A 25,385-nucleotide genomic window follows, 5' to 3' on the forward strand; every position below is an offset into this window, starting at 1 on the left:
GTACCGTTCCCGAGGGTATCGTCCATCACCATCTCCGCTCGAACTTCCTGCGCAGGAAAACAACCACGCCGTTCATCGCTATCAGGAAGACGAGCAGGATCAAAATGACTGCGCCCGTCATTGGCTCCCAGGCCCGCTCGGCTTGTGTCGCCCAGGAATAAATCAACACCGGCAGCGCGGTCGCCTCGTCCGTCGGACCATTTGGAACTTCCGCCACGAAAGCGACCATACCGATCAGCAGCAGCGGCGCCGTTTCACCCAGCGCTCGCGCCATGCCCAGGATGGCCCCGGTCAGCATGCCTGGCGCCGCCAGCGGCATGACATGATGGAAAACGGTCTGCATGCGGGACGCGCCTACGGCAAGAGCAGCGTCACGGATCGATTGCGGCACCGCCTTCAGGGCAGCCCGCGAAGCGATGATCACAACCGGCAGGATCAGCAATGCCAGCACCAGTCCGCCAACGACAGGCGCTGATCGCGGTAGACCAAAAGCGCCAAGAAACACTGCCGCGCCCAGCAGGCCGAACACAATGGACGGCACCGCAGCGAGGTTGTTGATGTTCACTTCGATCAACCCGGTCACCCGGTTCCGGGGCGCAAATTCTTCCAGATAAATCGATGCCAGAATGCCGATCGGGATGGCCAGTGATGCCGTGACCAGCAGGGTCAGCAGCGAACCAACAATCGCCGCCAGCGTACCGGCCAGTTCCGGCTGTGTGCTGTCCGTATGGGTCAACAGGCTCCAATGCGGCACACGGGACACCCGGCCTTCGGCTTTCAAGGCCAGCAGCCAGGCGATCTGCCTGTCGGTGACCGTACGTTCCGATTCCGGCGACGTGATCAGGCGCGCGCGCACCGGATGGGTACGGAAATCCTGCAGGCTCCCGGTCAGAAGCGGACCTTTAATGCGCGACGGGTCCAGCGTTGAGAGCTTCAGGGTCGACTGGCCAGCCGTCATCAGGATGGATCCGGTACTTCGCGCATCCTGAATTTGCATACCCTCCAGCGATGCCGCAGCAATGAGGCGTTTGAAGGCGCCTTCGCCGGTCAGGGTCAAAACGCCATTCGTTTCCTCTGCACCGACGCGCCCAATCGGCACGGTCAGATGCCGGGCGTTGGCGCCTTTCAGGTAGAGGTCGAGATCGTCCGACAAGGGCAGTTGGACCTGACGGGTCATGCCAATTTCCCGCGGATTACGGACGATCTCCCGAGCGACAGGCAAGACAGCCAACCGGGTAACCAGCGCGGACAGCTCGTGGCGCAGCACAGGATTTCTGGCTGTTTCCGGGAACTGCGCCAACAGGTCAGCGCGAACCAGTCCGTACACTTTGTCCACGGGCGGCGGATCGTCCGTTTTGAGCCCGCCGAATGTCTCCTTGTCCAGGTCGAGATCGAACGACACGACATGATAGGTCGCGGCCGACATGGCCTGGGTCGTGATCGAGGCCAGCAACAACGTTAGCGCCGCGAGCGCAAAACCGATGGCCAGGCGTCCATACCATTTGAAACGCCGGTCAGCCGCCCGCCGCCGGCGCAGCCGTTTCAACGCCCTTTCATTGGCGAATGGGGAGACGGCCGGATCACTCATACTTTTCCCTGAACCGCTTCACGACATTGATGGCGACGAGATTGAACAACAGCGTCACGACAAAAAGAACAAGGCCGAGTGCAAAGGCCGACAACGTCTTCGGGCTGTCGAACTCGGATTCCCCGGTCAGCAAGGACACGATCTGGACGGTGATGGTCGTAAGGTCGGAGGTCGGGTCGGGCGATATCCGCGCGCGCTGCCCGGCCGCCATGACAACGATCATTGTCTCTCCAATGGCGCGGGACACGGCCAGCAACAGCGCCGCGATGATGCCCGGCAGCGCCGCCGGCACCACGACCTGGCGGACCGCCTCCGCCTTGGTCGCGCCCATGGCATATGCCCCATCCCTGAGCGACTGCGGCACAGCGCGGATCACGTCATCGGAAAGGGACGAAACGAAGGGGATGACCATGATCCCCATGACGATCCCGGCAGCGAGCGCACTGGTCGGCTGGGCGGCAAGGACGGCCCCGTCCGCCAGGCCCCAAGCGATCACCAGCTGGTTGATCCACAGCGCCACAGACCGCACGGCAGGCGCAATCACCAGCAGGGCGAAGAAGCCATAAACAACAGTTGGAATACCCGCGAGCACTTCCAGGACCGGCTTGATGATCGCCCGCACCTGCCCGCTCGCATATTCGGACAGGTAAATCGCTGCGAACAGGCCAATTGGCGCCGCCACCATCATCGCGAAGAACGAGATCATGAAAGTGCCGAAGAACAAGGGCAGTGCGCCGAACTCTGCGCTCGTCTGCGCATTCCACCGCGTTCCCAGCAGGAAGTCCCAAAACGGCACTTCGGCAAAGAAGCGCAGGCTCTCGAAAACGAGCGACGCGACAATGCCGACGGTGGTGGCGATAGCGAGCGCTGCGCAAAGGAACAGGAACCATTCGATGCCGCTTTCGACATGCTGGCGGGCCCGGAACCCGGGCGACAGGCAGCGTCGGGAGAGGAACATGCCCGCGATGGACAGAGCCAGCGCAAAGACCAACGTGAAAATGTTCACCGTCCCGCGGATTTCGCCATACCGCTCCGTGACCGTGTCGAAGACGTGCTCACCGCTCAGGAAGCCCGGAATGCGGCCCGCTCGGGCCACCGTGTCGAGATAGGTCGTCAGCTCACCTGGTGTGAGGATCGAAAACCCGTCCGGCAGTTCGCTACGCAGGATGGCGCGGGATGTGCCCTCGCCAAAGAAAATGTAGCCGAGCGCCACCAGCACAACGGGCACCAGACTCCACATGAGAACGAAATAGCCGTGCGCGTTCGGACGGGAATTGGGATGGATGTCTCCTGGGAAGGAGAATTGCTCCGCCCGCAGGCGTCCGGCAATGAATCCGAAGGACGCAAGAGTCACTGCCGCCGCGAGAAGCAGGAAGTCCATTGGCAGGTGGCCCAATTGCGAGAGCATCCAGTCCCCGTTCAACTGTCAGCTGTGCTCCCCATACTGGAGTGCCGCGACACTTATGTGACAAAACGTGCCGACATTACGGCTCATCCGACTCCTTGCACCAGACGACCTTTGCGTCCACATCTCCGGCATGACTGGCGCAACTGATAGCACTTCACCCGGCTGGCATGGCACGACCATTCTGGCCGTTCGCAAGAACAATAAACTTGTCATGATGTCCGACGGCCAGGTGTCCATGGGACAGACCGTCATGAAAGGTAACGCCCGCAAGGTGCGTCGCCTCGCCGACGGGAAGATACTGGCAGGATTCGCCGGAGCGACAGCCGACGCCTTTACCCTTTTCGAACGGCTGGAAACCAAGCTCGAACGCCACAATGGCCAGCTCTCACGTGCCGCCGTTGAACTCGCAAAGGATTGGCGCACCGAGAAATACCTCCAGAAACTGGAAGCCCTGCTGATCGTGGCCGACAAGGAAGTGACGCTCGTGCTCACAGGGTCCGGCGACGTGCTGGAGCCGGAACATGACGTCGTCGCCGTCGGCTCAGGTGGCAATTACGCCCTCTCCGCAGCGCGCGCCCTCATCGACTATGAGGAAGATGCCGAAGTGATCGGCCGCAAGGCGATGCAGATCGCTGCCGATATCTGCGTCTACACCAATGCCAATTTCACGGTCGAAACGCTCGACATCTGACCGGATCACAAGACCACATGACTGAACTCACCCCCCGCGAAATCGTCGCTGAACTCGATCGCCACATTGTTGGCCAGACTGGTGCGAAGCGTGCGGTCGCCATCGCCCTGCGCAACCGGTGGCGCCGCAAGCAGGCCCCGGAAAACCTGCAAGGCGAAATCACGCCGAAGAACATCCTGATGATCGGGCCGACCGGTGTCGGCAAGACGGAAGTCTCCCGTCGCCTCGCGCGTCTCGCCAATGCGCCCTTCCTTAAGGTCGAAGCCACTAAGTTCACCGAAGTCGGCTATGTCGGGCGCGATGTGGAACAGATCATCCGCGACCTCGTTGAGAGCGCCGTCGGCATGATCCGCGAACAAAAGCGCGCCAGTGTGCAGCAATCCGCGCAGGACGCAGCCGAGGAGCGCCTGCTGGATGCTCTCGTCGGCGCAGAGGCGCAATCCTCCACCCGCGAAGTCTTCCGCCGAAAGCTGCGTGACGGGGATCTCGACGACAAGGAAGTCGATATCGACATGCCAGAGACCGGCGGTCCGATGCAGATGTTCGACCTGCCCGGCCAGGGCGGCTCGATGGGGATGATCAATCTCTCCGACATGCTGGGCAAAGCCATGGGCGGACGCACCAAGCGCGTACGCACCACAGTGAAGGAGGCCTACAAACCGCTGCTCGACGAAGAAGCCGACAAGATGCTGGACGAGGAATCCATCTCCCGCGAAGCTGTCAACGCGGTGGAGCAGGATGGCATCGTCTTCCTCGACGAAATCGACAAGATTGCTGCCAAATCAGAACGCGGCGGCGCTGATGTCAGCCGTGAAGGTGTGCAGCGTGACCTTCTGCCTCTGATCGAAGGCACGACCGTCTCCACCAAGCGTGGCGCGGTGAAGACGGACCACATCCTCTTCATCGCGTCCGGCGCCTTCCACGTCTCGAAGCCGTCGGACATGCTGCCGGAACTTCAGGGGCGCCTGCCGATCCGCGTTGAATTGGATGCCCTGACCCGCGACGATCTCCGCCGTATCCTGGTCGAGCCGGAAGCGAGCCTCATCCGCCAATACGAAGCCCTGATGGCCGCCGAAGGCGTGACCCTCGTCTTTGAGGACGCCGCGATCGACAAGCTGGCAGACCTGGCAGAAGCCGTAAACAACAGTGTCGAAAACATCGGCGCCCGCCGCCTTCAGACCGTTCTGGAGCGCCTGCTGGACGAAATCAGTTTCGAAGCCCCGGAAAAGAAGGGTGAAACGATCACCATCACGGCAGATTATGTGCACGAGCGCGTCAGTGGCCTCGCCGCCGATGCCGACCTGTCCAAATTCATCCTGTAACGGACTAAATCAGACCTTTACGTTGGACAACAATTCCACCGTCTGGCCATAGCCTTCGACATCCGGGATGAACAGGCAGGGATTTCCGTCATCATCCTTGCCGGGCTTCGGCAACACGGTCGGTACGTCCATGGACCCAAACCGCGCCAGCGCGTCGGAAACAGATGTCGCCATTGTCATGCGTTTCAGATTCATCCGTGTCGGGAAAATAATGGTCGCCCGGCCGTCGGCTTCCTGTGCCAGTGCCTCTTCGGCGGATAGCCAGACGGCATCTGTCGTCTCGCGCCCGTCATGGGCCGCCACCTGGTTCTCCGGGGCTGGCGCAATATAGAAATGCGTGTCGAAGCGCTTCGGCATCATGATCGGCGTGATCCAGTGGCCGAAGTAGACAAGACTGTCGAGCGCCAGAACAAGATCGTGTTCGCGGATGAGTTCCAGGAAGCTCATCTCACCCCTGTCCACAGCGTGACGATGCGGCGCCAGCTTGTCGGCGATGTCAGCGCCCACCAACGGTGCTCCCGTACCACGCGCTGAGGCGGGCCGCGCGAGCAGCAAGCCACTTTCTTCGTAAGCCTCGCGTACAGCCGCGATCCGTGCATCCTGCTGCACCGGGCCATAGTCGCCGTCCGTGTAGGCATCCCATTCCGTCCGCGAGTCGTCCGCGCTCGCCTTCCCGCCCGGAAACACCAGCGCGCCGGCCGCAAAGTCTATCTCGTAATGACGCTTCACCATCAGCACTTCCGGCGGACCGGACGCGGCATCGCGAAGCATCAGGATTGTTGCGGAAAGTCTCGGTTCTGCGGGCTTCTTTTCCATGGTGGTTCCCCCTATCGGGCAAATTTTATCGAAATGTGCCTCTGTTCTTACGCGTGATCTTCAGCCTCAGCCCCTAGGGAAGGCAAGACCAACACAGCACACGAGCGGGACACTATGAAACAGACCTGGGCCAATCCTTCCGTCCAAACAATCCCAACGCCGGCCGTCCGTTTCGACCCGGTCCTGGATCTTGCCACGGGCGACGCGCTCGGCATGACGGCGGAACTGCCCTTCTGTTTCGAAGACGGCCCTTCCTTCGGCCCGGCCCGTGCCCGTCAAAGCGAAACAAACTCCGCCAAATGGGTCGCTGACCGGATTGGCGAAATCTCCAGCGTTGCGCATGAATTCCACCATGATCACCGCCCGATCATCGTCCCGGCACCTGTCGCAGCCCTTGCCAACCCGGACACAGCCCTCGCCTGCGATGCCCGCGTACGCCGCAGCGTTTTCTGCCAGCAGGAATTCTGCATCGAGTTTACCGATACGGCCTTTGCCGGCGATGCTGCCGACTGCACCAGCCGCGTGGCCCATTTCCGCCGTCATGGCTTCCGCGTATCCGTCGACATGCGCAAATCCTGGCAGACCCCGCTGGCCGAAGGCATGCGCCTCCTGATTGATACGCTCCGCGTCGATGCCCGCAACCTCGACTGCGACCTCCTGATGGAAGTCTGCGAAACCGCTGCTGGCGCAGGCATTCTCGTGATTGCCGAAAACGCCAACTGGCGCGATGCGGACGAGCTGGCCCGCCTTGGTATCTCCGCCGGAACGCGCCTGCGCGCAGACGCTTAAGCGGCGTCCGTATCGGCGTTGTCTGCCTCTTCGGCGGCCGCCATCTCGGAATAATAGTCCAACTTCTCGAGCAGGTATTCGAGGTCGTCCTTCGGGATCGCCTGGAACTGCGTCAGCACGCGCTCGATCATGCGGGCACGGAACCGGGCCCGGTCGTTCGTCCCGCCATCATAAGCGGTCTCGTGGAACACGTTCACAGCAGCCTTGAAGGCTGGCAGCATCTTGCGCGGCAAGCCCGCCCGGTCGAACACAGCCTGCAGGCCGAGCGGCCCGGCATCATGGATCATCAGCCAGACGCGCTGGTGCGCAACGCCCGATAGCTCCGCCAGCGCATGCTCCACAAACGGCATCTGCCCGCAGCAAAGCGCACGCATGATCAACGAGTGGCTGAGTCGGCCGTTCAGGTTCAGCTGGGACACGAAACGCACGAGATCGTTCGAGCGCCCGGCCTGTTCGACGAGATCGATCGTCGCCCGCTCGCGCGCACCGGCAGCTAAATCGATTGCCATCTGTGCCGGTAACTCATGGCGGTTCACCAGCATGTCGAACAGTTGGCCGGAGACCAGAGAAACCATCTTCTCGGCGATATGGGTCGGAATGAATTCCCGGCGGATCAGGCCCTTCTGGACGATCTCGTCGCTGCCGAAGCGGCGCAGAGTATCGTCATAAGCCCGGTCCGTGAATTCTGCATGGGAATTCGAGGCAAGCGCCCGGACAGCGTCCACCTGCCCATGCTCGGAAATAACTTCTGTCAGCGTGACGGAAATATTGTCCCGCGCCGCAATTGCGGCCTGCTTCGCTGCAGTGACGGACAGGACCAGTTCGATCAGGTCCTCTTCGGTAAAGACCGGCGAATCCTGCAGCACAGGTATAGCAACGGCCTCAATGTCCTGCGCCAGTTTCAGTGCGATCTCGCGCGGCAGAATCGGCGAATTGCGCAGCGTGACGGACAGCGTGCGGCGCACGAGATCTGCTGCATCATCCGCCAGGATCGCCATGATCTCTTCGGCGTATTTGCGCTCTTCCTCGCTCAGCACGTCCAGCGCGATACGACGGCACAGCCGGTGCGCCACCGACGCGCGCTGCTCGGGCGTTTCGCCCTTCATCAGGCGATGGATATCCTGCTCTGTCAGTTGCGGCCGGATGGCTTGTACGCTCATAGGAACCGAAACCCCTCATTAACGATTCGAGGCACCTTCGCCCGGCTCGGTTAATAGGCGGTTTACCAACCCGCTCCCACAGCCCGAGAACAGTTCGCCAAACAGCAAAACGCCGGGCTCTGGGGCCCGGCGTCGTTAAATTTTCGTGAGGTTGGAAGAAGCCTACTCTTCGTCTTCCTTGAACAGCTCCTCGCGGGAGACCGTCTTGTCGGCCACGTCCGCTTCGCCGAGGATGTAGTCGACAACTTTATCCTCATAGATCGGCGCGCGGAGCTGGGCCATGGCATTCGGGTTCTTCTGGAAGAACTCGATCACCTGACGCTCCTGGCCCGGATACTGGCGGGCTTCCTGGATCAGGGCCTGCTGCACTTCCTGCTCGGTGATCTGCACATTGTTCACACGGCCGATCTCAGCGAGCACAAGGCCAAGGCGCACGCGGCGCTCGGCGATCTCGCGGTATTCCTTCTTCAGGTCGTCTTCCGACTTTTCCTTGTCGGCGTCGTCGACACGGCCGGCGTCCATCTCACGCTGCAGCTGGTCCCAGATCTGGCCGAATTCGGCTTCAACCATGTTCGGCGGCAGATCGAAGCTGTGGGCTTCGTCCAGGCGGTCCAGCAGGTCACGCTTCGCCTTGTTCCGCGATGCCTGGTCCAATTCGCCTTTCAGCTGGTCCTTGATGAGACCCGTCAGCTGTTCCAGAGACTCAAGACCAAGACCCTTGGCGAACTCGTCATTGATCTCTGCTTCCTTCGGCGCACGCACTTCGTGCACCTTGGTTTCGAAGACTGCAGCCTTACCGGCCAGATCTTTCGACGGGTAGTCTTCCGGGAAGCTGACTTCGAGGTTCTTCTCTTCGCCCGTCTTCACACCGACGAGCTGCTCTTCGAAGCCCGGGATGAAACGGCCGGAACCGAGCACGACAGTCTGCTGCTCAGCGGTGCCGCCATCGAAGGGCTCGCCATCAATCTTGCCGACGAAGTCGATGACGACCGCGTCGCCGTCTTTCGCCTTGGCGGTCTTGCCACGCGGCTCATACTGCTTGTTCTGTTCGGCAAGGTTCTTCAGCGCTTCGTCGACCTGCTCGTCAGCCACTTCGGCGACCGGACGGGTAACCTTGATGGTCTTCACGTCGACCGGCTCAAATTCCGGCATGACATCAACATGCATGTGATAGGCAAGGTCGGCCTCGCCCTTCACGACGTCTTCAATGTCGCCTTCCAGATGCACATCAGGCTGACCGGCCGGGCGCAGTTCTGCGTCCTCGATGGCTTTCTGGTTGGTTTCATTGACCGTTTTGTCGATGATCTCGCCCATCAGGTCGCGGCCGAACATCTTGCGCACGTGGGACGCAGGGACTTTGCCCGGGCGGAAGCCCTTCAGGTTCATGGTCGGGCGGATTTCTTCAATCCGGGCGTCGAGCTTCGACTGCAGTTCGCTTGCAGATACCTTGACGGCAAAGGTGCGGCTGAGACCTTCTGCCTTGGTCTGGGTCACTTCCATCGGTTCATTCATCCGTTCTGGCGATCAGGCCCGGTCATGCCCATCCGGCAGCCTTCTGATCTGTGTCTGAAGGGGCGGCTTATGTCACACGGAAAACGCCCTGTCCACGCGGGTTCTGCGGGTTTCGCAGCGGGAGGAACGAACAGCTGCAGCCACGTGGAATTGCACCTCGAGGCCACTGTGATCGCGCAGAACGAATCTCGTTCAAAAATAGCAATTCCGCGTGCATCTGGCGATTTTCGGCCTATTGAATGGGCAAGATAACGCCTGACGCTAGATTTATTGCGCGTGCGAACAGGAAAACACTCCCATCAGGTGAACCCGAATTACAGACTAGAAAGTTAACGATAGATTGCAGGCGTGGCCGCCGAAGGGGAGCGGGGACGCACCGGACTCTTCATGATCATGAATGGTTCGAACATCTGGCAGGTCCGATCGGGGGACAACAAAATGCAATTCCATGAAGTGGATGCGCCACAAGCTGAAACGCTTAGCGATCAAGCTCCACCTCTTGTACTTGATCTGGATGGCACACTCCTGCGGACGGATTCCCTCATTGAGCAGGCACTCGCCTACATCCGCTATAACCCCCTTGGCATCCTTACGCTCATCGCCTGGGTCTTCTCCGGACGTGTGGCCCTGAAAGAACGGCTCGCCGCAGCTGTCGACCTCGACCCCAGCACGCTTCCGCTGAACGAGGATGTCGTCGCCTATGCCGAGCAGGAGTCTGCGAAAGGTCGCAAGGTTGTCCTCGCCACAGCCGCGCATCAGCAGACAGCGCACCTCTTCAAGGATCAGTTCCCTTTCATTTCCGAAATTTTGGCGACCAGTTCTTCCGGCAACCTGAAGGGTAAAGCCAAGGGTGAAACCCTGGCCAAACGCTTTCCCCAGGGCTTTGACTATGCCGGGGACAGCCCCGCAGATGTCGCGGTGTGGAAACACGCTCAAAACGCGATCACGGTCGGAGCGTCCAGCTCGACGGTACGCAAGGCGAAAAAAGTTTCGAACGTGGTGCAGGAATTCCCGCGTCCGAAAGTGCTGAAGGCTTTCATAAAGTGCCTGCGCCCTCATCAATGGGCGAAGAATATTCTTGTGGCAGTTCCGGCAGTTCTCTCCGGCCGGATCACCGACCCCTCGACAATTCTCCCTCTCGTAATGACATTCTTCGCGCTGTCCCTTACCGCTTCAGCGACGTATGTCTTCAATGACATCTGGGATCTGCAGGACGACCGGCAGCACTGGACCAAAAAACGCCGACCATTCGCGAGTGGTACGTTATCTCTGCCTGTCGGCGTGGCCGGGGCATTCGTTTGCTTTGCCGCCGGACTGACCCTGGCCCTGCTCGCGGGCCCTGAGGTCCTGCAGTGGGTGCTCATTTATGTGGTGGTGACGCTCACCTATTCCCTGTGGCTGAAGCGCAAAGTCATTCTGGACGCGCTGGCGCTGGGCAGCCTGTTCACACTCCGGCTTGTCGCAGGCATGGTCACTGTGGCGGCTGTCCCCTCCCCCTGGCTGTTCGTATTCTCGATGTTCATTTTCACATCGCTCGCGTTCGCCAAGCGCCATACCGAAATTGCGCGGGTGATCGACAAGGGCGGTTTCTGGATCAATGGACGCGGGTACCGCGCCTCAGACTTGCCATTGGTTCTGGCCGCCGGCGTTGCGAGTTCTATCGCCGCTGTGCTCGTCATGACGCTCTACATCATCGAAGACGCGCATAAGCAGATCTTCATCAAAAATGGTGACTGGCTCTGGTTCCTGCCGCCACTGGTTTTCCTGATCGCCAGCCGCATCTGGATCTTCTGTCAACGCGGTGAGCTGGATGACGACCCGGTATTCTTCGCCGTCAAAGACCGCGTCTGCATGGCCTATGCAGGCCTGACTGCGGTCTGTTTCGGCCTTGCTTGGTTCGGAGTTCCACTGTGAATCGTCTGTTTGCTGACCAACGCATCCGGTTCCTGTTCGCCGGCGGATCTGCCGCGTTCCTGAACTGGGTCGTCCGTTTTCCCTTGTCTATGTTCATGCCTTATGCAGCGGCCGTCACCTTGGCGACCGCGATCGGCATGGTTGCCGGCTTCTTCCTGTACCGGAACCTCGTTTTTCACGGATCAACGCGCTCGCTCTGGCTGCAGATCCGGGACTTCATCGGCGTCAACATTGCGGCAGGCATCATCACCGTGCTCAGCGCGCTGATCCTCAGCAGCGGCCCATGGTGGCCGGATGCCTACAAGCACTTCGCCCCCGGCGCGTCACACATGGCCGGCATCGGTATCGGCGCGGTCATCAATTACCTCGGCCACAAGGCCTTCACCTTCCGGAAATCTCCGGAGCAGTCTCAACCGCAATGCGGATCGTGATCCGTCAGCTCGATGAATCTTTAAAAACCCAGATCCGGGAAATCACAAATGTGGTGATCGGCACAATCGCCACCGCAAGCATCAGCGCCTGCCAGTCAGCAAGCATGGGAATTTTCGACAGAAGAACCACCAGCGCGCCCTGCCCGACCAGGAATCCGGCCAGTGCAACGGCAAAAAACTTTGCGATGCGTGCAAGGTGGTTTTTCGACATGCCGGACACCTGAAACGTCAAGTGCAGATGACCGAAATAGGAAACCCAGAACGCACAAAGGAAGCCGACCGGGTTCGCAAATACGATCGGAATAAACATAGATGCGGCCAAAGCGACAAAATAGTGAACAACCGTCGCGGCGACACCAACGACACCGAATGTGACCAATTGCCGGAACAGTTCGCGGACGTCTGCCAGCTTCAACTCAATCTCTCTCAAAGCCGTAGAGCTTTTCAGCCAAATACAAAGGTCGTTGCTTCACCTCATAGAAGACTCTTCCGAGGTACTCCCCGATGATGCCGAGCCCCATCAGCTGAACACCCCCAAGAAACAGGATCAACACCAGAAGCGACGCATAACCTGGCACATCCACACCGAAGATCACGGTCCTCATAATTATGTATGAGCCGTAGACAAACGATACCAATGCGATCAACAAGCCGACATAGGTCCAGATGCGCAACGGCACCGTCGAGAATGACGTGATGCCATCAAGGGCAAAGTTCCAGAGGCGCCAGTAACGAAACTTCGTTTGCCCAGCCAGCCGTGCGGGCCGCTCATAGTCCACCGCGATGGATTTAAACCCCACCCAAGCGAATAGACCCTTCATGAATCTCACGCGTTCAGGCAGCTTGTTCAAGGCGTCGACAACACTGCGGTCCATCAAGCGGAAATCGCCAACATTGTCTGGGATCGGCGCATCGCTGATACTGTTGAAGAGCTTGTAGAAGCGGCCAGCCGTCAGCCGCTTGAGGAAGCCGTCACTGTCTCGCTGAACGCGTCGGCCATATGCAATGTCATATCCTTCCCGCCAACGCGCGATCATCTGCGCCAACAGCTCAGGCGGGTCCTGCATGTCAACATCCATGACCGCCACCATATCACCCGACGCAAAATCCAGCCCGGCAGCGAGCGCAGCTTCCTTGCCGAAATTCCGGCTAAGCTTCACGATCTTAATCTGCGGCACCGTGGTCCGCTGTGCGAGCAGAATATCGACTGTCCGATCGCTGCTTCCGTCATCGACGAACACCAGCTCCCAGTTCGCGCCGGTGCCTTCCAGTATCGGTCCGACCACCTTGATGAACGCGAGAACCGATTCCTCCTCATTGAAGACCGGCACCACGATCGAAATCAAAGTGCCAGCATCCACCATTCGTACCATGTCAGCACTGACTGCCGTGGTGGCCGCTTCCTGTGTCGTGGTCATCGCATCACTCATAAATCCCGGGCCACACCTAGTGAAAATGCTTTTTAAGTCGAAGGAACGGCGTCTCGTAGAATTTGTAAGACAGCACCGCGGCCAGCACACTTAGCCCGAACGCAGAGCCGATCAGCAGGATCGATTGAAATGCATTCAACTCTCCGAACCGTTCTGTAAGCGGAGAATGAAGCAAAGTGACATTAACGATCGGGTGCCAGACATATAGCCCATAGCTGTACCGGCCCAGCCAGCGCATGATCGGCGTTTCCATTACCACTCTTAATGGCTGGAATGTGATCGCCAGAATTAAAAGACACCCATTGATCGTCAACAGCATGGAGATGCCAACCGTAAGCATCAATGGATCCGCATGCGAGAACGTACTGCGCACCAAGACCAAAGTGACGAAGCCGATAGACGCAAGCCCCCCAAGCCGCCAGGCCCAGGGCACCAGCGCTGCCAAGCCACCCGGACCGCGAACTGCCAAAGCGATCAAAGCTCCCAATGCAAGCCCATCCATACGAGCGGGTGTAAGTACGTAGATGCTGAGGGCAGGCACACCATTCGCCACCAAAAGAACCCTGATGATTGGCGCAATCACGATCAAAGCTACCGCCAGAAGCATGATTTGCTTTCGCGTAAGCGCAAGAACAATCATTGGCCAAACGAGGTAGAATTGCTCCTCGATCGCCAAAGACCAGAAATGATCGAGAATCCCTCCACCTCCCTTAAGCGCCATCTGGAAGTTGCCGGCATACATCAGGATCCATAGCGGATTTTGATCCGCGAGCATGTCATAGCGCCAGAATGCATCCAGCGTGATGACCAAGATGGCAGCCAGGTAATAGAGTGGGAATATTCTCAGTGTACGTCGCGCATAGAAATTGACGAAGTATTTTTCCTTACCCTTCGAGTCATAGAGGATGCCGGTAATAAGGAAGCCCGAAAGGACGAAGAATAGATCAACGCCAGACCAGCCAATCTCACTCAGTTTGAGGATCGGATTATCAAACCCGAACGCCCGACTACTTGCGCTGTAGTGATGCAGGAGCACGAGCAGAACGCCGAGGCCACGAATACCATCAAGCGCACCAATATGCCCGGACAACACCGACGGCGGTGCGGCAACCGCACTGCCCTCCTTTGGTATCAATTTCTGCTGCAGAGGCTCATCTGTCACGGTCGTAGACCCACTTGTACAGAGCCCCATTTGACGAGACGAACGCTGTGCCAGTCTCTGTATCCAACTCGATGGAACGTAGCCATGGCCCGAGGTAAACAGTGCCGATCGTATGGTTGTCGTTCATGTCGATCATTTTGATCTGGCCCGTCGTAAAGCTTCCGGCAAAAAGGATTTTCTGCTTTGGATCAAAAGCGAGTGTCCGGACACCGAACGGCGCTTTCAGCACGCCCTGCTCCAACAACGTGTCTGCATTCAGTCTAAGGATCTCGGACGCAACCGGCGATGTCACAAGAAGCTCGTTCGTCTCCTCGATCAGAGCCATACGGTCTACGCGGGCCGGAATGGATGCTCGTTTGATGATCTCCCTTTGTGACATGTCGTACACAAGCACTTCCGGATTTCGCCGGAAGAAACTCATATAGAGCCAAGGTTTGTTCGGGTGCTTGAGCAAATTTCCGGCATCTATATCGCGCGTATCCAAAACATCTCCCGTTACGCGGTCCAAAAGCAGGAAGGCCACTCCATTGTCCGCATCCGCTTCAGAAACCAGCGCGATGGTGTTGGAAATCGGATCGATTGATGCCCACGGGTCGCCGTCGGCGAGATGACTGACATTTACCCAACGGCGCTCTTCCAGCGTATCCGCATCCACAAACAGCAGGTGCTTTGTCGAATTATTGAAGAGGATCAGCTCCCGGGTGCCCGGATCAAACGTGATCCCTTGCGACCCGCCTGTATCTACCGGAGAAGTTGCAGGCGGAGCCTCAGGATCATCAAGATCGATCTGCAGAACATGCTGGATACTGTGCCCCGTGACGTTCAGTCGGCGCTGCCCTGGAAGGATCGCCAGGCCATTGATGTCCCCCCGCATAAGAACTGTTGCGCTGTCGGGCATACGAAGCGACTGCTCCAGAGACACAAGCTTCCTGCCTTCGACGAAAAACAAGGTACTGGCACTGACAAGAAATATCGCCAGCCCCCAGCCCGTTGCCTGTATAGCCGGCAGAACAGATTGCGGCGCGTTGGCTAATCTGCCGAGCCACTGCAAATGTTGCCGCACCTGCAAGCCTTCGGTTACGCCGACTGCCAAGGCCATGTTGCGGTGGGTGACCCAATGCCGGGTTACCTGTTCGGGCAGGAAGTTGGTCGCCGCGAGCAGGAGGGGGATCGCTGCGAACTTCAACGGCGTTCCAGACCATTCGAATAGCAACACCTCGACGATCAGCACTGCGCCCATCAACAAGCCATAGCCAGTATACGGTTTGAGCCGGCTGGTTCCGGCAACCAGCGCAGCAAGAACCGCAATCAATCCGACAAGCAGAATGGCACGCGATACTGGAACACTGAAAATATCGATGACACGAAGGGTTACAGAGGCACCGTCAAAAACCGGCAGCGCAGCGACCAGCTGACGGAGGAAATATAGCACAAGGATGATTGCGGGAACGCGTAGCACACCCCACCAGAATAAAGCCCTTTGGGCCTGCGGCTTCGATCTGGAGTTCAGTGTTTTGATCAGACTTGCCAACTCTACGCCCCTACATGCCTACCGGCAGTCCCCGCATCCAACTTCAGAACATTCCCGAATGCCGCGAATGCTGACTCCATCCAAACTAAGCAATTCAGCCTGCAGTGATCGTTTTCATCTTCTGATCGACTGCAATTTCGATGCCGGTTCCGGTGTTCGCCTTCTCCGGTATTAACCAAGTTCTCGTTTTGCTGCCGCCTTTAGGAGACCCGAAACGGATGGAGGTCACCGCGCACAATCGCCCCACTGATTGCACCCGTCCGCCACAGATTATATTCCAATTTTAGCGGTTTACATCATGATTGTATTATATTTTTCTGCCGAATGACACCATAACTCTATGGAATTGTGCGATCTGATTGAAGACAGATCACGATTGCTGAAAAAGCGGCAAACCCGAGGCGTCCATGAAGCTGGATGACGCAAGTAGGTTAATACCCTACACGGGGCCTGGCTGCCGGGGCGCCGATGGGTAAATAGGGACAGAATGACGACTTTTCTACTGAGCCTCGCTCAACTCTTCGGAACGGCTTTGGGCATGGCCATCATCTGGCGCCTCTCGCGCTCGGCGATGCCAGCCCGGCTGGTATTTGCAATCACCGCTATTCTGTCCGCTCTGATGGCGTCCTTCGTGTTTGCCATCAGTGAACCTCCACACCTGTTCGAGGATTTTACGGACGCATATCTTGCCGCGGGTCAGGCAGTGCTCAGCGGGCCGGAAGCCTTGAGGCCGGAAATCGAGCTGGGCGCCCATGGGTTCGTGAACCTGCCCATCGTCGCCTATCTGTTCACGCCGTTTGCCCTGTTGCCGGATGACATGGCTTCCCTGGCATTCCTGCTGGCAGGCATTGCCGCCATGATTGGGGCGTGGTGGCTCATTTGCCGGCACTTCCGCTTCGACCGCAAGGTGTCCGCATTAAGCCTTTTCGTGATGTCCAGCTTCGGACCGATGCTCTACAGCGTGCGCGAAGGGAACACGTCGCATATCCTGCTTCTGGCTCTGATCGGGGGGCTGGTCTTGTCCCGTGCCCGGCGGGACTATCTGGCTGGAATCGTCTTTGCGGCCGCGGCCATCATCAAGCCGCCATTGCTCCTGATCGGGATCTATTTTGCCCTGCGCCAGCGCTGGCGCGTGGTCGCTGGCGGTCTCGGAATGTGCGTCGGAACTCTGGCCTTGTCGTTACTGGTGTTCGGCTGGGACATGCATGCCCTGTGGATCGGCAACTTCCGTGAATATGCGGGCGCGCCCATGCCAGGCTTCAACACGCAATCCCTGGCGGCCGCCACATTGCGGTTCATGCTCGGACCGGACTCCTATCTGGATTGGGAGCCTCACGCCCTTCCCGGATCTGCCAGAGCTGTCATCCTTGGACTGACCCTGATCCTGTTCGCAATTGGTGTCTGGGTGTCTCGACGCGCAGGCGGCGCTGATGACCGTGAAGACATGGACATCTCCCTGTTGCTGGCTTTCATCTGCATCGCCAGCACAGTGTCGTGGTCGCACTATTACACTTGGCTGATACCGGCTTTCTCTGTCGTCTATTCGCGTCTGAAAAACGAAGACCTGCTGACCTGGCCGGCAATCTCAGCGCTCGCTGCGTTTGTCCTCGCCATGCCGGCGGAACGGATCGGCCATGCGGAAACCGGGCGCCTGCCGGGCATCATCGCCGGCGTCGCATCATCCCACCTGCTTTGGGCCGGTCTGCTGCTCTACGGTTTGCTTATCTGGCTCGCGGAAGGGTCGCTGGCCAGCCGGCGCAACAGGACCAGCACGCCCAACGCAGAGAAATAAAGATAGGACTGCGCTATATTCAGCGGTGCCCCGTCCAAGGCTCGCGTGAATCCAAAGCTGTTGGCCGCGAATAGGTAGCAAACCACAAAGGCGATCAGGAGCGGACGCTGGCTTGGGTTTTGCCGCCAATTGGTCAACGCCATGACGAACAGCGCCGCAAACATCGGTGCCATGACGCCATAATGATGCTCCCAGGCGATCGGAGACGCTGCGGTAAAAGCCAGTGCAGCGAGCATGAAATCAAACAGCGATGCCATCGCCCTTTCACCCCGCCGTACGCGGAGCGCCAGCACCAGTATGGCGACCGTGGCGATCATCGATCCTGCATAGACAATGAGTGAGTATGGCGGGAAACCGCCTGCCTCCCAGTCACTGACGCCATTGCCTGCCAGACGGTGCAACAGTCCATTCATGGACTGGTTCGCCCAATAGGATTCTCCATGCCGTGACAGGAATTGCAGCACGGAAATGTATTCCAGATGGTTCATGAATCCGAACAGGCCGATTGAAATCAGGAGCCCGCCCGCGCCCACGATGCAGAGCGGGAAGACAAAGCGCCACTCCTTCCTCAGGAGCCCCCAGATCAGAAACAGGCCGAATTGCGGCTTCAGCAGGCAGATCAATCCGATTGCGACCCCTGCAGACGCGCGCCGGTCCATCGCCCAGGCCAGACAGGCAAGCACGAACAGCATGTTGATCCACACCTGAAGCTGTCCAAGATTGTAGGCCATCATGACCGGATAGAAGACCAGCACGGCCGCACCGGACATGCCGGCGGCCAAAACCCTCTGCAGCGGACTCATCCGAAATTCCGTCCGTCCAAGCAGAACATGGACCAGGCCCGAGACAGCCGCAGCTGTCACCAGGATGAAAAGCCGGTTCACCCCGTTCAGGAATCCAACCGTTGGTTCTATGCCCAATGCTTCGAATGCTGCGAGCGGTAACAGGCTTGTCGGCGCATACTGAAACTTGTTCTGCCCTTCGAAGAAGATTGCTTCGTAAAGGCCGCCGTCCGGATTGTTGCGGATCCAGTCGAGTGCAATCGCCATGACGTGCCAGGAGTCCCCGGATTCCCCGGCATTGCCGAGCAGCCACCTATAGGTTGGCCACCAGGCCGACCAACCGGTCAGGCGAAGCATGAGGTAATTCAGCGGCAGCGACACCGCCAGCAATGCAGCCGCAAAGACGAGGAACCGCATCCGGCGGTCGTCCCACTGTTTCCTGATCCATTCCACTGCTGCCATCCGCCTGATCCCGATATCGGCCACTCTTACTCCAGCCTGTCTTCAGCCGACTTTGCTTCAGTCGTGTGGAGGTACGCAACCAGTGCCTGAAACTGATCTTTATAAAGACTGACGGCAGGCATGGCCGATTCATCGAACCCGGCACCGTCATGGTTGAGCAGCTTTCTCAGACGCGAAGGTGTCCAGCGGCCCTTCACATCCGCCAGCGCGGCCGAATACGGATAATCTGCAACAGAACCAACACGCCGCCCAAGAACACCGTTCAACGGAGGACCAACAAGCGTCTTGCCGTCTGTTGTATGACACGTCCCGCAATAATAGAAGAACACCCGGCTTCCCGTAACCTCTGCCGTTGTTGGGATAGATTCTGCAGCTTGCAATTTTGGCCGCTCGGTCAGGTTTGCAACCTCGAAAGAAGCTGCTTTATCCCGGTGCTTGTCGCCATTGCGTATGAAGATGAGCCAGCCGGAATCCGTGATGATCGCGACGCGCCCATCTGACAGGGAAATGATGTCCCGCATACGTTCGCCGATCGATATCGGCTCAGCATAGGTAATGTCGTCACCTTCCGTTTTCAGGGCGTAGAGCGTATTTCCTGCAAGCGAGGCCACCAGAAGATGCTCGTCCCATTCGGGAAACTCTTCCGCACTGGGTTCAATTAGATTGGAAATCCCGATCGACGGCACAAAGGCGAACCGCGGGCGTTCGAAACCAACCTGCTTTCCGGGATGCGGATTGAATGGCCAAGGAACCGCACCATAGTTTGTGCCATACGTTGCAATCGGCCATCCATAGTTTTTACCCTGCTGGATCAGGTTGACCTCATCCCCGCCACGCGGACCATGTTCTGTTTCCCAAACCCTTCCATCGCTGGCGACGAGCAGGCCTTGCGGATTGCGAAATCCGCGCGCATAGAAACTGTGGCTGCCATCCTTGAGTGAAATCTCGATGATCTTGCTCAGGTCGTTCTTGTTATCCTGGCCAACCTGATACGGTCCGTCCACGCCATCGAACTGATGCGCGCCAAGGGAAAGAAGCAACGTGTCCCCGTTCAGACGCGCAAGACGTCCACCGCCTTCATGTCCTGCCAGGCGCATTCCGGTTGATTTGACCGGGATGCACGGGTCCGTGAAAAAAATCTCGTCCCACGCTCCGGACACGGCATGTACGCCCGCATCATCCTTCGCCAACTGTGTGTGCGACACCACGACCTCGAAACATCCATTCCGATAGCGGTGATGGCTGACATACAGGTCATATAGATTCCCGCCAGCCGGAATGCTCAACAGGTCGAAGGTCCGGAATTCGCTCAGCTGAAAGATCGGATCCTGAAACAGCTCCGACTGCGTCAACTCCTCCAGCCCCATCGGAACATGCAGCCCTTGGATCCGGTGGAGACTGTTCTGCCTGTCCAGGTAACCGAATTCGCCCAGCCGTGTGACATACAGGATGTCTCCATCAACCTCCTCCAGCGCCCAGATGGCTGGACTGCCGTTCGGAGACAGGCTGATGCGGGCAATCTGAAGCGGGAAGAAATGCGTCTGGATCGTCTCCCAGGTGACAACATCTTCAGCCGCGGGCGCTTCGAAGCGCGCCAGCGCCGGCTGAAAAATCTTCTCATTCACCTTTTCGAGCGTGTTGTTCTTTCCGGCCCAATACCCGACTGCCGCCGCACAGATCAGAAGGAAGCCAAGGCCGGCAAGAAGCAGGAGGACCAGGGCTATTCGGCGCCATCGCGGTGATATCGGAAGGACATCGAGCAATTTCATGGAAATCTTCTCCAACGCCCTGTTATCGTGCCGATATTAGCGCAATTTCCATGCCGGGGACACACAGCATTCACCCGACTTCTTTGTTCAAAGAAGACCGGAACACAAAGGATGCATTCACAGATCTGCACATGCCGGACCTTCAGGATTCTGCGCCACGATTAATGAGGATCATAGATCTTTCTGCGCGAAGCATCTCCACACGCCCCGTGAATTCCAGTTCGATTTCGGCCAGGAAGTCTTCCCGTCCGGCATCGGCATCCAGGACATGCTCAAACCAGATAATGTTCGGGCACTTCCCGGCCGCTGGCACGGTGTCGCCCTTCTGAAGTTCTTCAAACGAGAAGCCGTTGCGGCTGGCATAATATTCCAGGCCATACCGGACAGCATGTGTCATCATATAGTCGGCCTCAGATTTTCTCGTAGGCTCGGTAAAAATGCGTGAAGACTGACAATCCTCCAACAATCCGGCAACCGTCTGCGCTCCTGCCCGCCAGCCCGTTTTGTCATAAGTGTCCTTGTAGATTGCGCGCCCCTGGGACAGGAGCGCAAACACGCAGACCGCGATCACAGACCATCGCGGCGCTTGCGGTCCTCCCGCCAGCAGTGCCAGCGCGGTGATGATGCATCCCCCCGCTGCAATCAGGTACCGGTCAATGATGAGCGGCCGGACAGCATTGGCCAACACGAGGAAGCCGAAAAATCCGATCAGGACAGCGATCAGGACAAGCGGGTCGCGAACGTCCTTCCAGCTCAGGCGGCGCTCCAGCAGCAGGAGCAGGACATACACCGAGAGCCCGAATGCGACCAGGTTCCTGGCACCCGCCGACCAGATCTCGTCGATCATAACGAAAATTGCGTCGATCCGGCCCGTCTGAATCCAGTCGATGATGTCGGGACCGGAAGACAGACTCTGGATTATGAATAGCAACACGGCCGGCACCGCAGCAGCCGCGCTCACACAAAGGAAAGGCACGACACCCCGGCCCCGCTTCACCAGAATCAGTGCGAGCGTCATAAGCCCGCCCATGAAAGTCGAGAAATAGTGCAGGTTCACGAAGATCGCGAGCGACAGGCCCCAGAACAGCAATGGCTGCCACTCCCACCGCTGTTCACGCAGCTCCATCTGGAGAAGAACCCGCGCCAGTACGGCGACGGCAATGCCGGAAGAGAAGACCAGAAAATAGGCCCTCAGGTCCGGAAAAGTGCTCAGGAACATCGGCGATGAGGCATAGAGCGCGAGAAGTACGCATATCTGTCCTCGGTCGAGCGCCTTCTGCCGATAAGCATACCATGCAGCGCCAAGAACCAGCGGCACACCCAGAATATTCAGCGCCCGCAGGGCCCCGACATCCGTGACACCGAGTTTCTCGAAAATCTGGATCAGAAGATAGTGAAGGGGCGGATGAACCTCATTCGCCATGATCATCCAGAACTGGCCCCAGCTCTGTTCTGGTCTGGTCGAGGCGAGCGTCCAGAACTCGTCGAGCCAAAGCCCGCGGCCAAGCAATCCGATCACGGTCAGAAGTCCCAGCCCAAGGGCCAGAACGGCCAGAAGCCATTCCGTTCTCTCGATTGACCATTTCATAATCTACCCCGCCCCACATTCTATGGTTCGTCCCAAAAATTCCGTAGCACGCCGCCGGTTGGTCAGGCAACCGCACGTAATTAAACGCATCTACCAGTTATTGCAGGAGTATTTGGAGCGAGCGTTCTGAGCAGAAGGTGCAACCAAAACGATCAAATGGTGCGGATGAGAGGACTCGAACCTCCACGCCTTGCGGCGCTGGAACCTAAATCCAGTGCGTCTACCAATTCCGCCACATCCGCGTTCCGGCGGAACCCTTAAGCGAGAGCGCGCGCGGGCACAACGGGTCACTGCACCGGAAGGCGCGCTATAAATGGTCCTACCATGGTGTATTCATGGTGTTCTTCATTGCCTGAGCGGCGGCTTATCCAACACCCTGGATCAGCCAATCTCGCCGTGCAGCGCGCTCAGGATGTCAGGCACCTGACGCTCAAGGTCTTCCGAAATCAGACCCGCCCCGACGCGCCGCCCGGCCTCGCCATGAATCCATGCCGCCATGCTAGCCGCGACCAGCGTGTCAATTCCCTGCGCCATCAGGCCACCTGCAAAGCCCGCCAGAACGTCGCCCGAGCCCGCCGTTGCGAGCCAGCGCGTGGCGTGAATATTGACGACGGCACCGCCATCCGGCTGCGCGATCACTGTGTCCGGACCCTTCAGGAGCACGGTGCACCCGGTCTTGGACGCAGCCTGCCGCACGGCCTCGACCTTGTTCGTCGCGGTCTCCAGCAGATCCCCGAACAGGCGGTTGAACTCGCCGATATGCGGGGTCAGCAGGTCCGTTGGGCGGAGACGTTTGAACAGCTCATCCTGTTGTGACTCAAACACAGTCAGCGCGTCAGCATCAAGCACGGCACGGCCTGGCCCGTTCAGAATTGTCTCCACATTGGCGCGTGTCGACGGCGTGATCCCTGCCCCTGGGCCGGCGATAACAACCGAAGCCGTCTGGATCGCGCCGGAGAGCTCTTCGGTGCCATCGACAGGCTTCACCATCACGGCCGTCAGTTGGCTGGCATTGACCATCAGCGCCGATGGCGGCGTCAACAAGGTCGCCAGCCCGGCGCCGATCCGCAGGCCCGCCCGCACCGCCAGCCGCGCTGCGCCCGTTGATGAGACGCCGCCACTCAGGACTTTCAGGTGCCCCCTGCTATGCTTGTGATCCGCCATGCCGGGTTGCGGCAACAAGCGGAGCCACAGCATCGGACTATTCTCCATCAGCCGCGTCTGCACCGTCACGCCTATGTCGGCGACCAGGACATTGCCGCAATAGGCAGACGCCGGACGGAGCACATGCGCCGGACGGAGCGCGGCAAACGTGATTGTGCCTTCAGCGATGAAGCATGGCCCCAACGGTTTTGCCCGCAGGCCACAGATGCCCGACGGCACATCGATAGAGATCACACGACCACCGCGCTGGGCCAGTTGTGCCGCGACACCTTCCAGTGGCCGGGACAGGCCGCCACCAAACAATCCATCCAGAACAAGATCATGTGGCGCCTCAAGCGCATCTTCCAGCGTGCCGACAGGGCCTTCCCAAAGGGCTGCCGCCTTGGCAGCATCACCCGTCAGCTCGGCGACCGGCACCATGGAATAGACTTTCACATCCCGCCAAAGCTTCGACAACTTTGCGGCCGCCACGAAGCCGTCGCCACCATTCCCGCCCGGTCCGCACAGGACCTGAATGGAGCCTTCCGGCCAGTTCGCATGAACAAATTCGGCGACGGCATCGCCGGCGCGCTGCATCAGCTCGAAACTGTCGAGCCCCTGTGCAAACATCGCCTGCTCGGCGGCCTGCATTTCCTGTGGTGTGAGTATTGGTCTGCCCATAACGGGCTCATAGCACGCGTGTGGCAGCCTGGCTTCCGTATTCAATGACGCGCGGCACCGCACCACTGAAATCGACCTTGGTGATGGAGCAGTGACCAGGCTTGAACACAGTCGTCCGGGTGTCCTGATCAATCAGGCTGATCACGGCATTGATTGCGACGAAGTGGGAAAAGACCGCTGTATTGTCCGGCAGCAATGCCAGTGCCGCAGCAATCTTCTTGCGCCAGGCATCATGCTCAGCGCCCTCGGCATCCCATGTGCCGGCCATATAGGCGCGCAGCCATTCCACGCGATCACCCACGCCTTCTGGCGTCTCGATCTCCGAAACAACCGGCTCGACTTGCGCAGTTACGCCCGCAAGGCGCTCGAACGCGGCCGCGGTTTCCCGGCACCGCTGCATAGGGCTACTGACAGCGCTACGCGCGCCCAGGTCAAGAAGAGTCGCCGCAGCCGCTTCTGCCTGTTTGTGACCAAGTTCGCTGAGCCCCGGATTGGGGTGGTTGCCCCAACTCGCCGCCGCTTCGCCATGACGGACGAGATAGATCATGCTGATACCCTCAATTCGGTCTTGTCGGGCGAACCGGTGTTTTGGATTCATCCCATTGCTTGCAGGACCGCTGATAGACCACGGACCCGCAATTGTTAAGGTGCGAGGCCCGCGGATCGCACGCCAACTCTCCTGATCCGCGAAACGTGATCGGCGGCTTGCCGACCACGCGACTCCGATGTTTTCGCTCAGGTGCCTATGCCTTGAGCGGTGCGAAGCAGAACCTCGCGCTGTCCTTGCGGACCGAAATCTGCGCGCAGGGATTCGCAAACGGGCCACTTGTTTACGTTGCGATCCACCGGCGCCACAGCACATCCCCCCGGATCCGCAACGGCCTGAATATTTGCAAACAGTCGTGCCAGCCTGAAAACCTCTGACCAATTTTGAAGCAACGCCGCACAAAAATCGACCACGCCTTAACCTCACGCCACCTGACACGCATGAATGTCTCGCCTAGGCACGGGAAGCCGCCTACCGGAGTCTACAGACAGACACTCAGCGGCTGGGAGAACACGGGCCATGAAAAAAATTGAGGCAATCATCAAACCGTTCAAACTCGACGATGTGAAAGAAGCGCTGCAGGAGATTGGCCTGCAGGGCATGACCGTCATCGAAGCGAAAGGATTCGGTCGTCAGCGGGGGCACACCGAACTCTATCGCGGCGCCGAATACGTGGTCGACTTCTTGCCGAAACTCAAAATCGAGATCGTGCTGGCTGACAGTGCCGTTGACGGTGCCGTCGAAGCGATCAAGAAAGCCGCTCACACCGACAAGATCGGCGATGGCAAAATCTTCGTTTCCGATATTATCGATGCAGTTCGGATCCGTACCGGCGAAACCGGCGAAACCGCACTTTGATCCGGCCAG

21 protein-coding genes and 1 tRNA gene are annotated in these 25,385 nt (G+C 58.8%); 7 read left to right on the forward strand and 15 right to left on the reverse strand.

What is annotated here, in order from left to right:
* Positions 1-25: 25 nt before the first annotated feature.
* On the reverse strand, positions 26-1,588 hold the full coding sequence (gene pstA / locus HY17_RS07085) for a phosphate ABC transporter permease PstA (protein ID WP_034764975.1): 1,563 nt from the start codon (positions 1,586-1,588) through the stop codon (positions 26-28).
* On the reverse strand, positions 1,581-2,969 hold the full coding sequence (gene pstC, locus HY17_RS07090; protein WP_034765169.1) for a phosphate ABC transporter permease subunit PstC: 1,389 nt from the start codon (positions 2,967-2,969) through the stop codon (positions 1,581-1,583). Before pstC ends, pstA begins: the two co-directional genes overlap by 8 nt.
* 157 nt (positions 2,970-3,126) lie before the next feature.
* Between pstC and hslV the strand changes: the two genes are divergently transcribed.
* Positions 3,127-3,687: an ATP-dependent protease subunit HslV gene (gene hslV / locus HY17_RS07095; protein ID WP_034764977.1), complete on the forward strand. Its 561-nt coding sequence runs from the start codon at positions 3,127-3,129 to the stop codon at positions 3,685-3,687.
* Between the two features lie 17 nt (positions 3,688-3,704).
* Positions 3,705-5,009, forward strand: coding sequence for an ATP-dependent protease ATPase subunit HslU (gene hslU / locus HY17_RS07100; protein ID WP_034764981.1), 1,305 nt, complete (start codon positions 3,705-3,707; stop codon positions 5,007-5,009).
* Positions 5,010-5,018: 9 nt separating this feature from the next.
* Here hslU and HY17_RS07105 read toward each other — a convergent pair whose 3' ends face one another.
* Complete coding sequence (locus HY17_RS07105) at positions 5,019-5,825, reverse strand: NUDIX hydrolase (RefSeq protein ID WP_034764984.1); 807 nt, start codon at positions 5,823-5,825, stop codon at positions 5,019-5,021.
* Between the two features lie 114 nt (positions 5,826-5,939).
* Between HY17_RS07105 and HY17_RS07110 the strand changes: the two genes are divergently transcribed.
* Positions 5,940-6,614, forward strand: a complete 675-nt coding sequence (locus HY17_RS07110; RefSeq protein WP_034764986.1) for an EAL domain-containing protein — start codon at positions 5,940-5,942, stop codon at positions 6,612-6,614.
* On the opposite strand, the gene HY17_RS07115 is transcribed toward HY17_RS07110, so the two are convergent.
* Entirely contained in the window at positions 6,611-7,774 is a 1,164-nt protein-coding gene (locus HY17_RS07115; protein WP_034764989.1) for a DUF2336 domain-containing protein, read from the reverse strand. The genes HY17_RS07110 and HY17_RS07115 overlap by 4 nt on opposite strands.
* Before the next feature lie 162 nt (positions 7,775-7,936).
* Positions 7,937-9,274: a trigger factor gene (tig, locus tag HY17_RS07120; RefSeq protein WP_034765172.1), complete on the reverse strand. Its 1,338-nt coding sequence runs from the start codon at positions 9,272-9,274 to the stop codon at positions 7,937-7,939.
* A 450-nt stretch (positions 9,275-9,724) separates the two neighbouring features.
* On the opposite strand from tig, the gene HY17_RS07125 reads away from it, so the two are divergent.
* Both HY17_RS07125 and HY17_RS07130 read left to right on the forward strand, forming a co-directional pair.
* On the forward strand, positions 9,725-11,200 hold the full coding sequence (locus HY17_RS07125) for a UbiA family prenyltransferase (RefSeq protein WP_197020242.1): 1,476 nt from the start codon (positions 9,725-9,727) through the stop codon (positions 11,198-11,200).
* On the forward strand, positions 11,197-11,631 hold the full coding sequence (locus HY17_RS07130) for a GtrA family protein (protein ID WP_197020243.1): 435 nt from the start codon (positions 11,197-11,199) through the stop codon (positions 11,629-11,631). The genes HY17_RS07125 and HY17_RS07130 overlap by 4 nt, the downstream gene beginning before the upstream one ends.
* A gap of 4 nt (positions 11,632-11,635) precedes the next feature.
* On the opposite strand, the gene HY17_RS07135 is transcribed toward HY17_RS07130, so the two are convergent.
* From HY17_RS07135 to HY17_RS07150, 4 genes are all read right to left on the reverse strand, one after another.
* Positions 11,636-12,046: a GtrA family protein gene (locus HY17_RS07135; protein ID WP_051599805.1), complete on the reverse strand. Its 411-nt coding sequence runs from the start codon at positions 12,044-12,046 to the stop codon at positions 11,636-11,638.
* Between the two features lies 1 nt (position 12,047).
* On the reverse strand, positions 12,048-12,995 hold the full coding sequence (locus HY17_RS07140) for a glycosyltransferase family 2 protein (protein ID WP_034765187.1): 948 nt from the start codon (positions 12,993-12,995) through the stop codon (positions 12,048-12,050).
* 82 nt (positions 12,996-13,077) lie between these two features.
* Entirely contained in the window at positions 13,078-14,223 is a 1,146-nt protein-coding gene (locus HY17_RS07145; protein ID WP_051599806.1) for an acyltransferase, read from the reverse strand.
* The gene (locus tag HY17_RS07150) at positions 14,213-15,754 is read right to left on the reverse strand and encodes a YncE family protein (RefSeq protein WP_139068764.1); all 1,542 of its coding nucleotides are present in this window, start codon (positions 15,752-15,754) and stop codon (positions 14,213-14,215) included. Before HY17_RS07150 ends, HY17_RS07145 begins: the two co-directional genes overlap by 11 nt.
* Positions 15,755-16,241: 487 nt before the next feature.
* Here HY17_RS07150 and HY17_RS07155 point away from each other — a divergent pair, with 487 nt between their 5' ends.
* Entirely contained in the window at positions 16,242-17,546 is a 1,305-nt protein-coding gene (locus HY17_RS07155; protein WP_081813028.1) for a glycosyltransferase family 87 protein, read from the forward strand.
* Here HY17_RS07155 and HY17_RS07160 read toward each other — a convergent pair.
* The 6 genes from HY17_RS07160 to HY17_RS07185 all read right to left on the reverse strand — a co-directional run bounded on the left by HY17_RS07160 (position 17,465) and on the right by HY17_RS07185 (position 24,518).
* Positions 17,465-18,790, reverse strand: coding sequence for a glycosyltransferase family 87 protein (locus HY17_RS07160; protein WP_139068765.1), 1,326 nt, complete (start codon positions 18,788-18,790; stop codon positions 17,465-17,467). The genes HY17_RS07155 and HY17_RS07160 overlap by 82 nt on opposite strands.
* A gap of 26 nt (positions 18,791-18,816) precedes the next feature.
* On the reverse strand, positions 18,817-20,559 hold the full coding sequence (locus HY17_RS19300; RefSeq protein ID WP_051599807.1) for a PQQ-dependent sugar dehydrogenase: 1,743 nt from the start codon (positions 20,557-20,559) through the stop codon (positions 18,817-18,819).
* Positions 20,560-20,701: 142 nt separating this feature from the next.
* On the reverse strand, positions 20,702-22,147 hold the full coding sequence (locus HY17_RS07170; RefSeq protein WP_034764999.1) for a hypothetical protein: 1,446 nt from the start codon (positions 22,145-22,147) through the stop codon (positions 20,702-20,704).
* Positions 22,148-22,304: 157 nt separating this feature from the next.
* Positions 22,305-22,389 (reverse strand) — tRNA-Leu (locus HY17_RS07175).
* Between the two features lie 139 nt (positions 22,390-22,528).
* Positions 22,529-23,971, reverse strand: a complete 1,443-nt coding sequence (locus HY17_RS07180) for a bifunctional ADP-dependent NAD(P)H-hydrate dehydratase/NAD(P)H-hydrate epimerase (protein WP_034765002.1) — start codon at positions 23,969-23,971, stop codon at positions 22,529-22,531.
* 7 nt (positions 23,972-23,978) lie between these two features.
* Positions 23,979-24,518 (reverse strand): histidine phosphatase family protein, encoded by a 540-nt coding sequence (locus HY17_RS07185; RefSeq protein ID WP_034765005.1) that lies wholly within the window; start codon positions 24,516-24,518, stop codon positions 23,979-23,981.
* 519 nt (positions 24,519-25,037) lie between these two features.
* On the opposite strand from HY17_RS07185, the gene HY17_RS07190 reads away from it, so the two are divergent.
* Entirely contained in the window at positions 25,038-25,376 is a 339-nt protein-coding gene (locus HY17_RS07190) for a P-II family nitrogen regulator (protein ID WP_034765007.1), read from the forward strand.
* Positions 25,377-25,385: the final 9 nt, after the last annotated feature.

The sequence above is a fragment of the Hyphomonas sp. CY54-11-8 genome (assembly GCF_000682735.1).
Lineage (GTDB): Bacteria > Pseudomonadota > Alphaproteobacteria > Caulobacterales > Hyphomonadaceae > Hyphomonas.

Bases quoted from the DNA above. Each gene is read 5' to 3' on its own strand.
- HY17_RS07125 (WP_197020242.1), top strand. From the start codon at position 9,725: ATGCAATTCCATGAAGTGGATGCGCCACAAGCTGAAACGCTTAGCGAT.
- HY17_RS07105 (WP_034764984.1), bottom strand. From the start codon at position 5,825: ATGGAAAAGAAGCCCGCAGAACCGAGACTTTCCGCAACAATCCTGATG.
- HY17_RS07155 (WP_081813028.1), top strand. From the start codon at position 16,242: ATGACGACTTTTCTACTGAGCCTCGCTCAACTCTTCGGAACGGCTTTG.
- pstC (WP_034765169.1), bottom strand. From the start codon at position 2,969: ATGGACTTCCTGCTTCTCGCGGCGGCAGTGACTCTTGCGTCCTTCGGA.
- HY17_RS07110 (WP_034764986.1), top strand. From the start codon at position 5,940: ATGAAACAGACCTGGGCCAATCCTTCCGTCCAAACAATCCCAACGCCG.
- tig (WP_034765172.1), bottom strand. From the start codon at position 9,274: ATGGAAGTGACCCAGACCAAGGCAGAAGGTCTCAGCCGCACCTTTGCC.
- HY17_RS07140 (WP_034765187.1), bottom strand. From the start codon at position 12,995: ATGGTGGATGCTGGCACTTTGATTTCGATCGTGGTGCCGGTCTTCAAT.
- pstA (WP_034764975.1), bottom strand. From the start codon at position 1,588: ATGAGTGATCCGGCCGTCTCCCCATTCGCCAATGAAAGGGCGTTGAAA.
- HY17_RS07170 (WP_034764999.1), bottom strand. From the start codon at position 22,147: ATGAAATGGTCAATCGAGAGAACGGAATGGCTTCTGGCCGTTCTGGCC.
- HY17_RS07160 (WP_139068765.1), bottom strand. From the start codon at position 18,790: ATGGCAGCAGTGGAATGGATCAGGAAACAGTGGGACGACCGCCGGATG.
- HY17_RS07180 (WP_034765002.1), bottom strand. From the start codon at position 23,971: ATGGGCAGACCAATACTCACACCACAGGAAATGCAGGCCGCCGAGCAG.
- hslV (WP_034764977.1), top strand. From the start codon at position 3,127: ATGACTGGCGCAACTGATAGCACTTCACCCGGCTGGCATGGCACGACC.
- HY17_RS07115 (WP_034764989.1), bottom strand. From the start codon at position 7,774: ATGAGCGTACAAGCCATCCGGCCGCAACTGACAGAGCAGGATATCCAT.
- HY17_RS07185 (WP_034765005.1), bottom strand. From the start codon at position 24,518: ATGATCTATCTCGTCCGTCATGGCGAAGCGGCGGCGAGTTGGGGCAAC.
- HY17_RS07190 (WP_034765007.1), top strand. From the start codon at position 25,038: ATGAAAAAAATTGAGGCAATCATCAAACCGTTCAAACTCGACGATGTG.
- hslU (WP_034764981.1), top strand. From the start codon at position 3,705: ATGACTGAACTCACCCCCCGCGAAATCGTCGCTGAACTCGATCGCCAC.
- HY17_RS19300 (WP_051599807.1), bottom strand. From the start codon at position 20,559: ATGAAATTGCTCGATGTCCTTCCGATATCACCGCGATGGCGCCGAATA.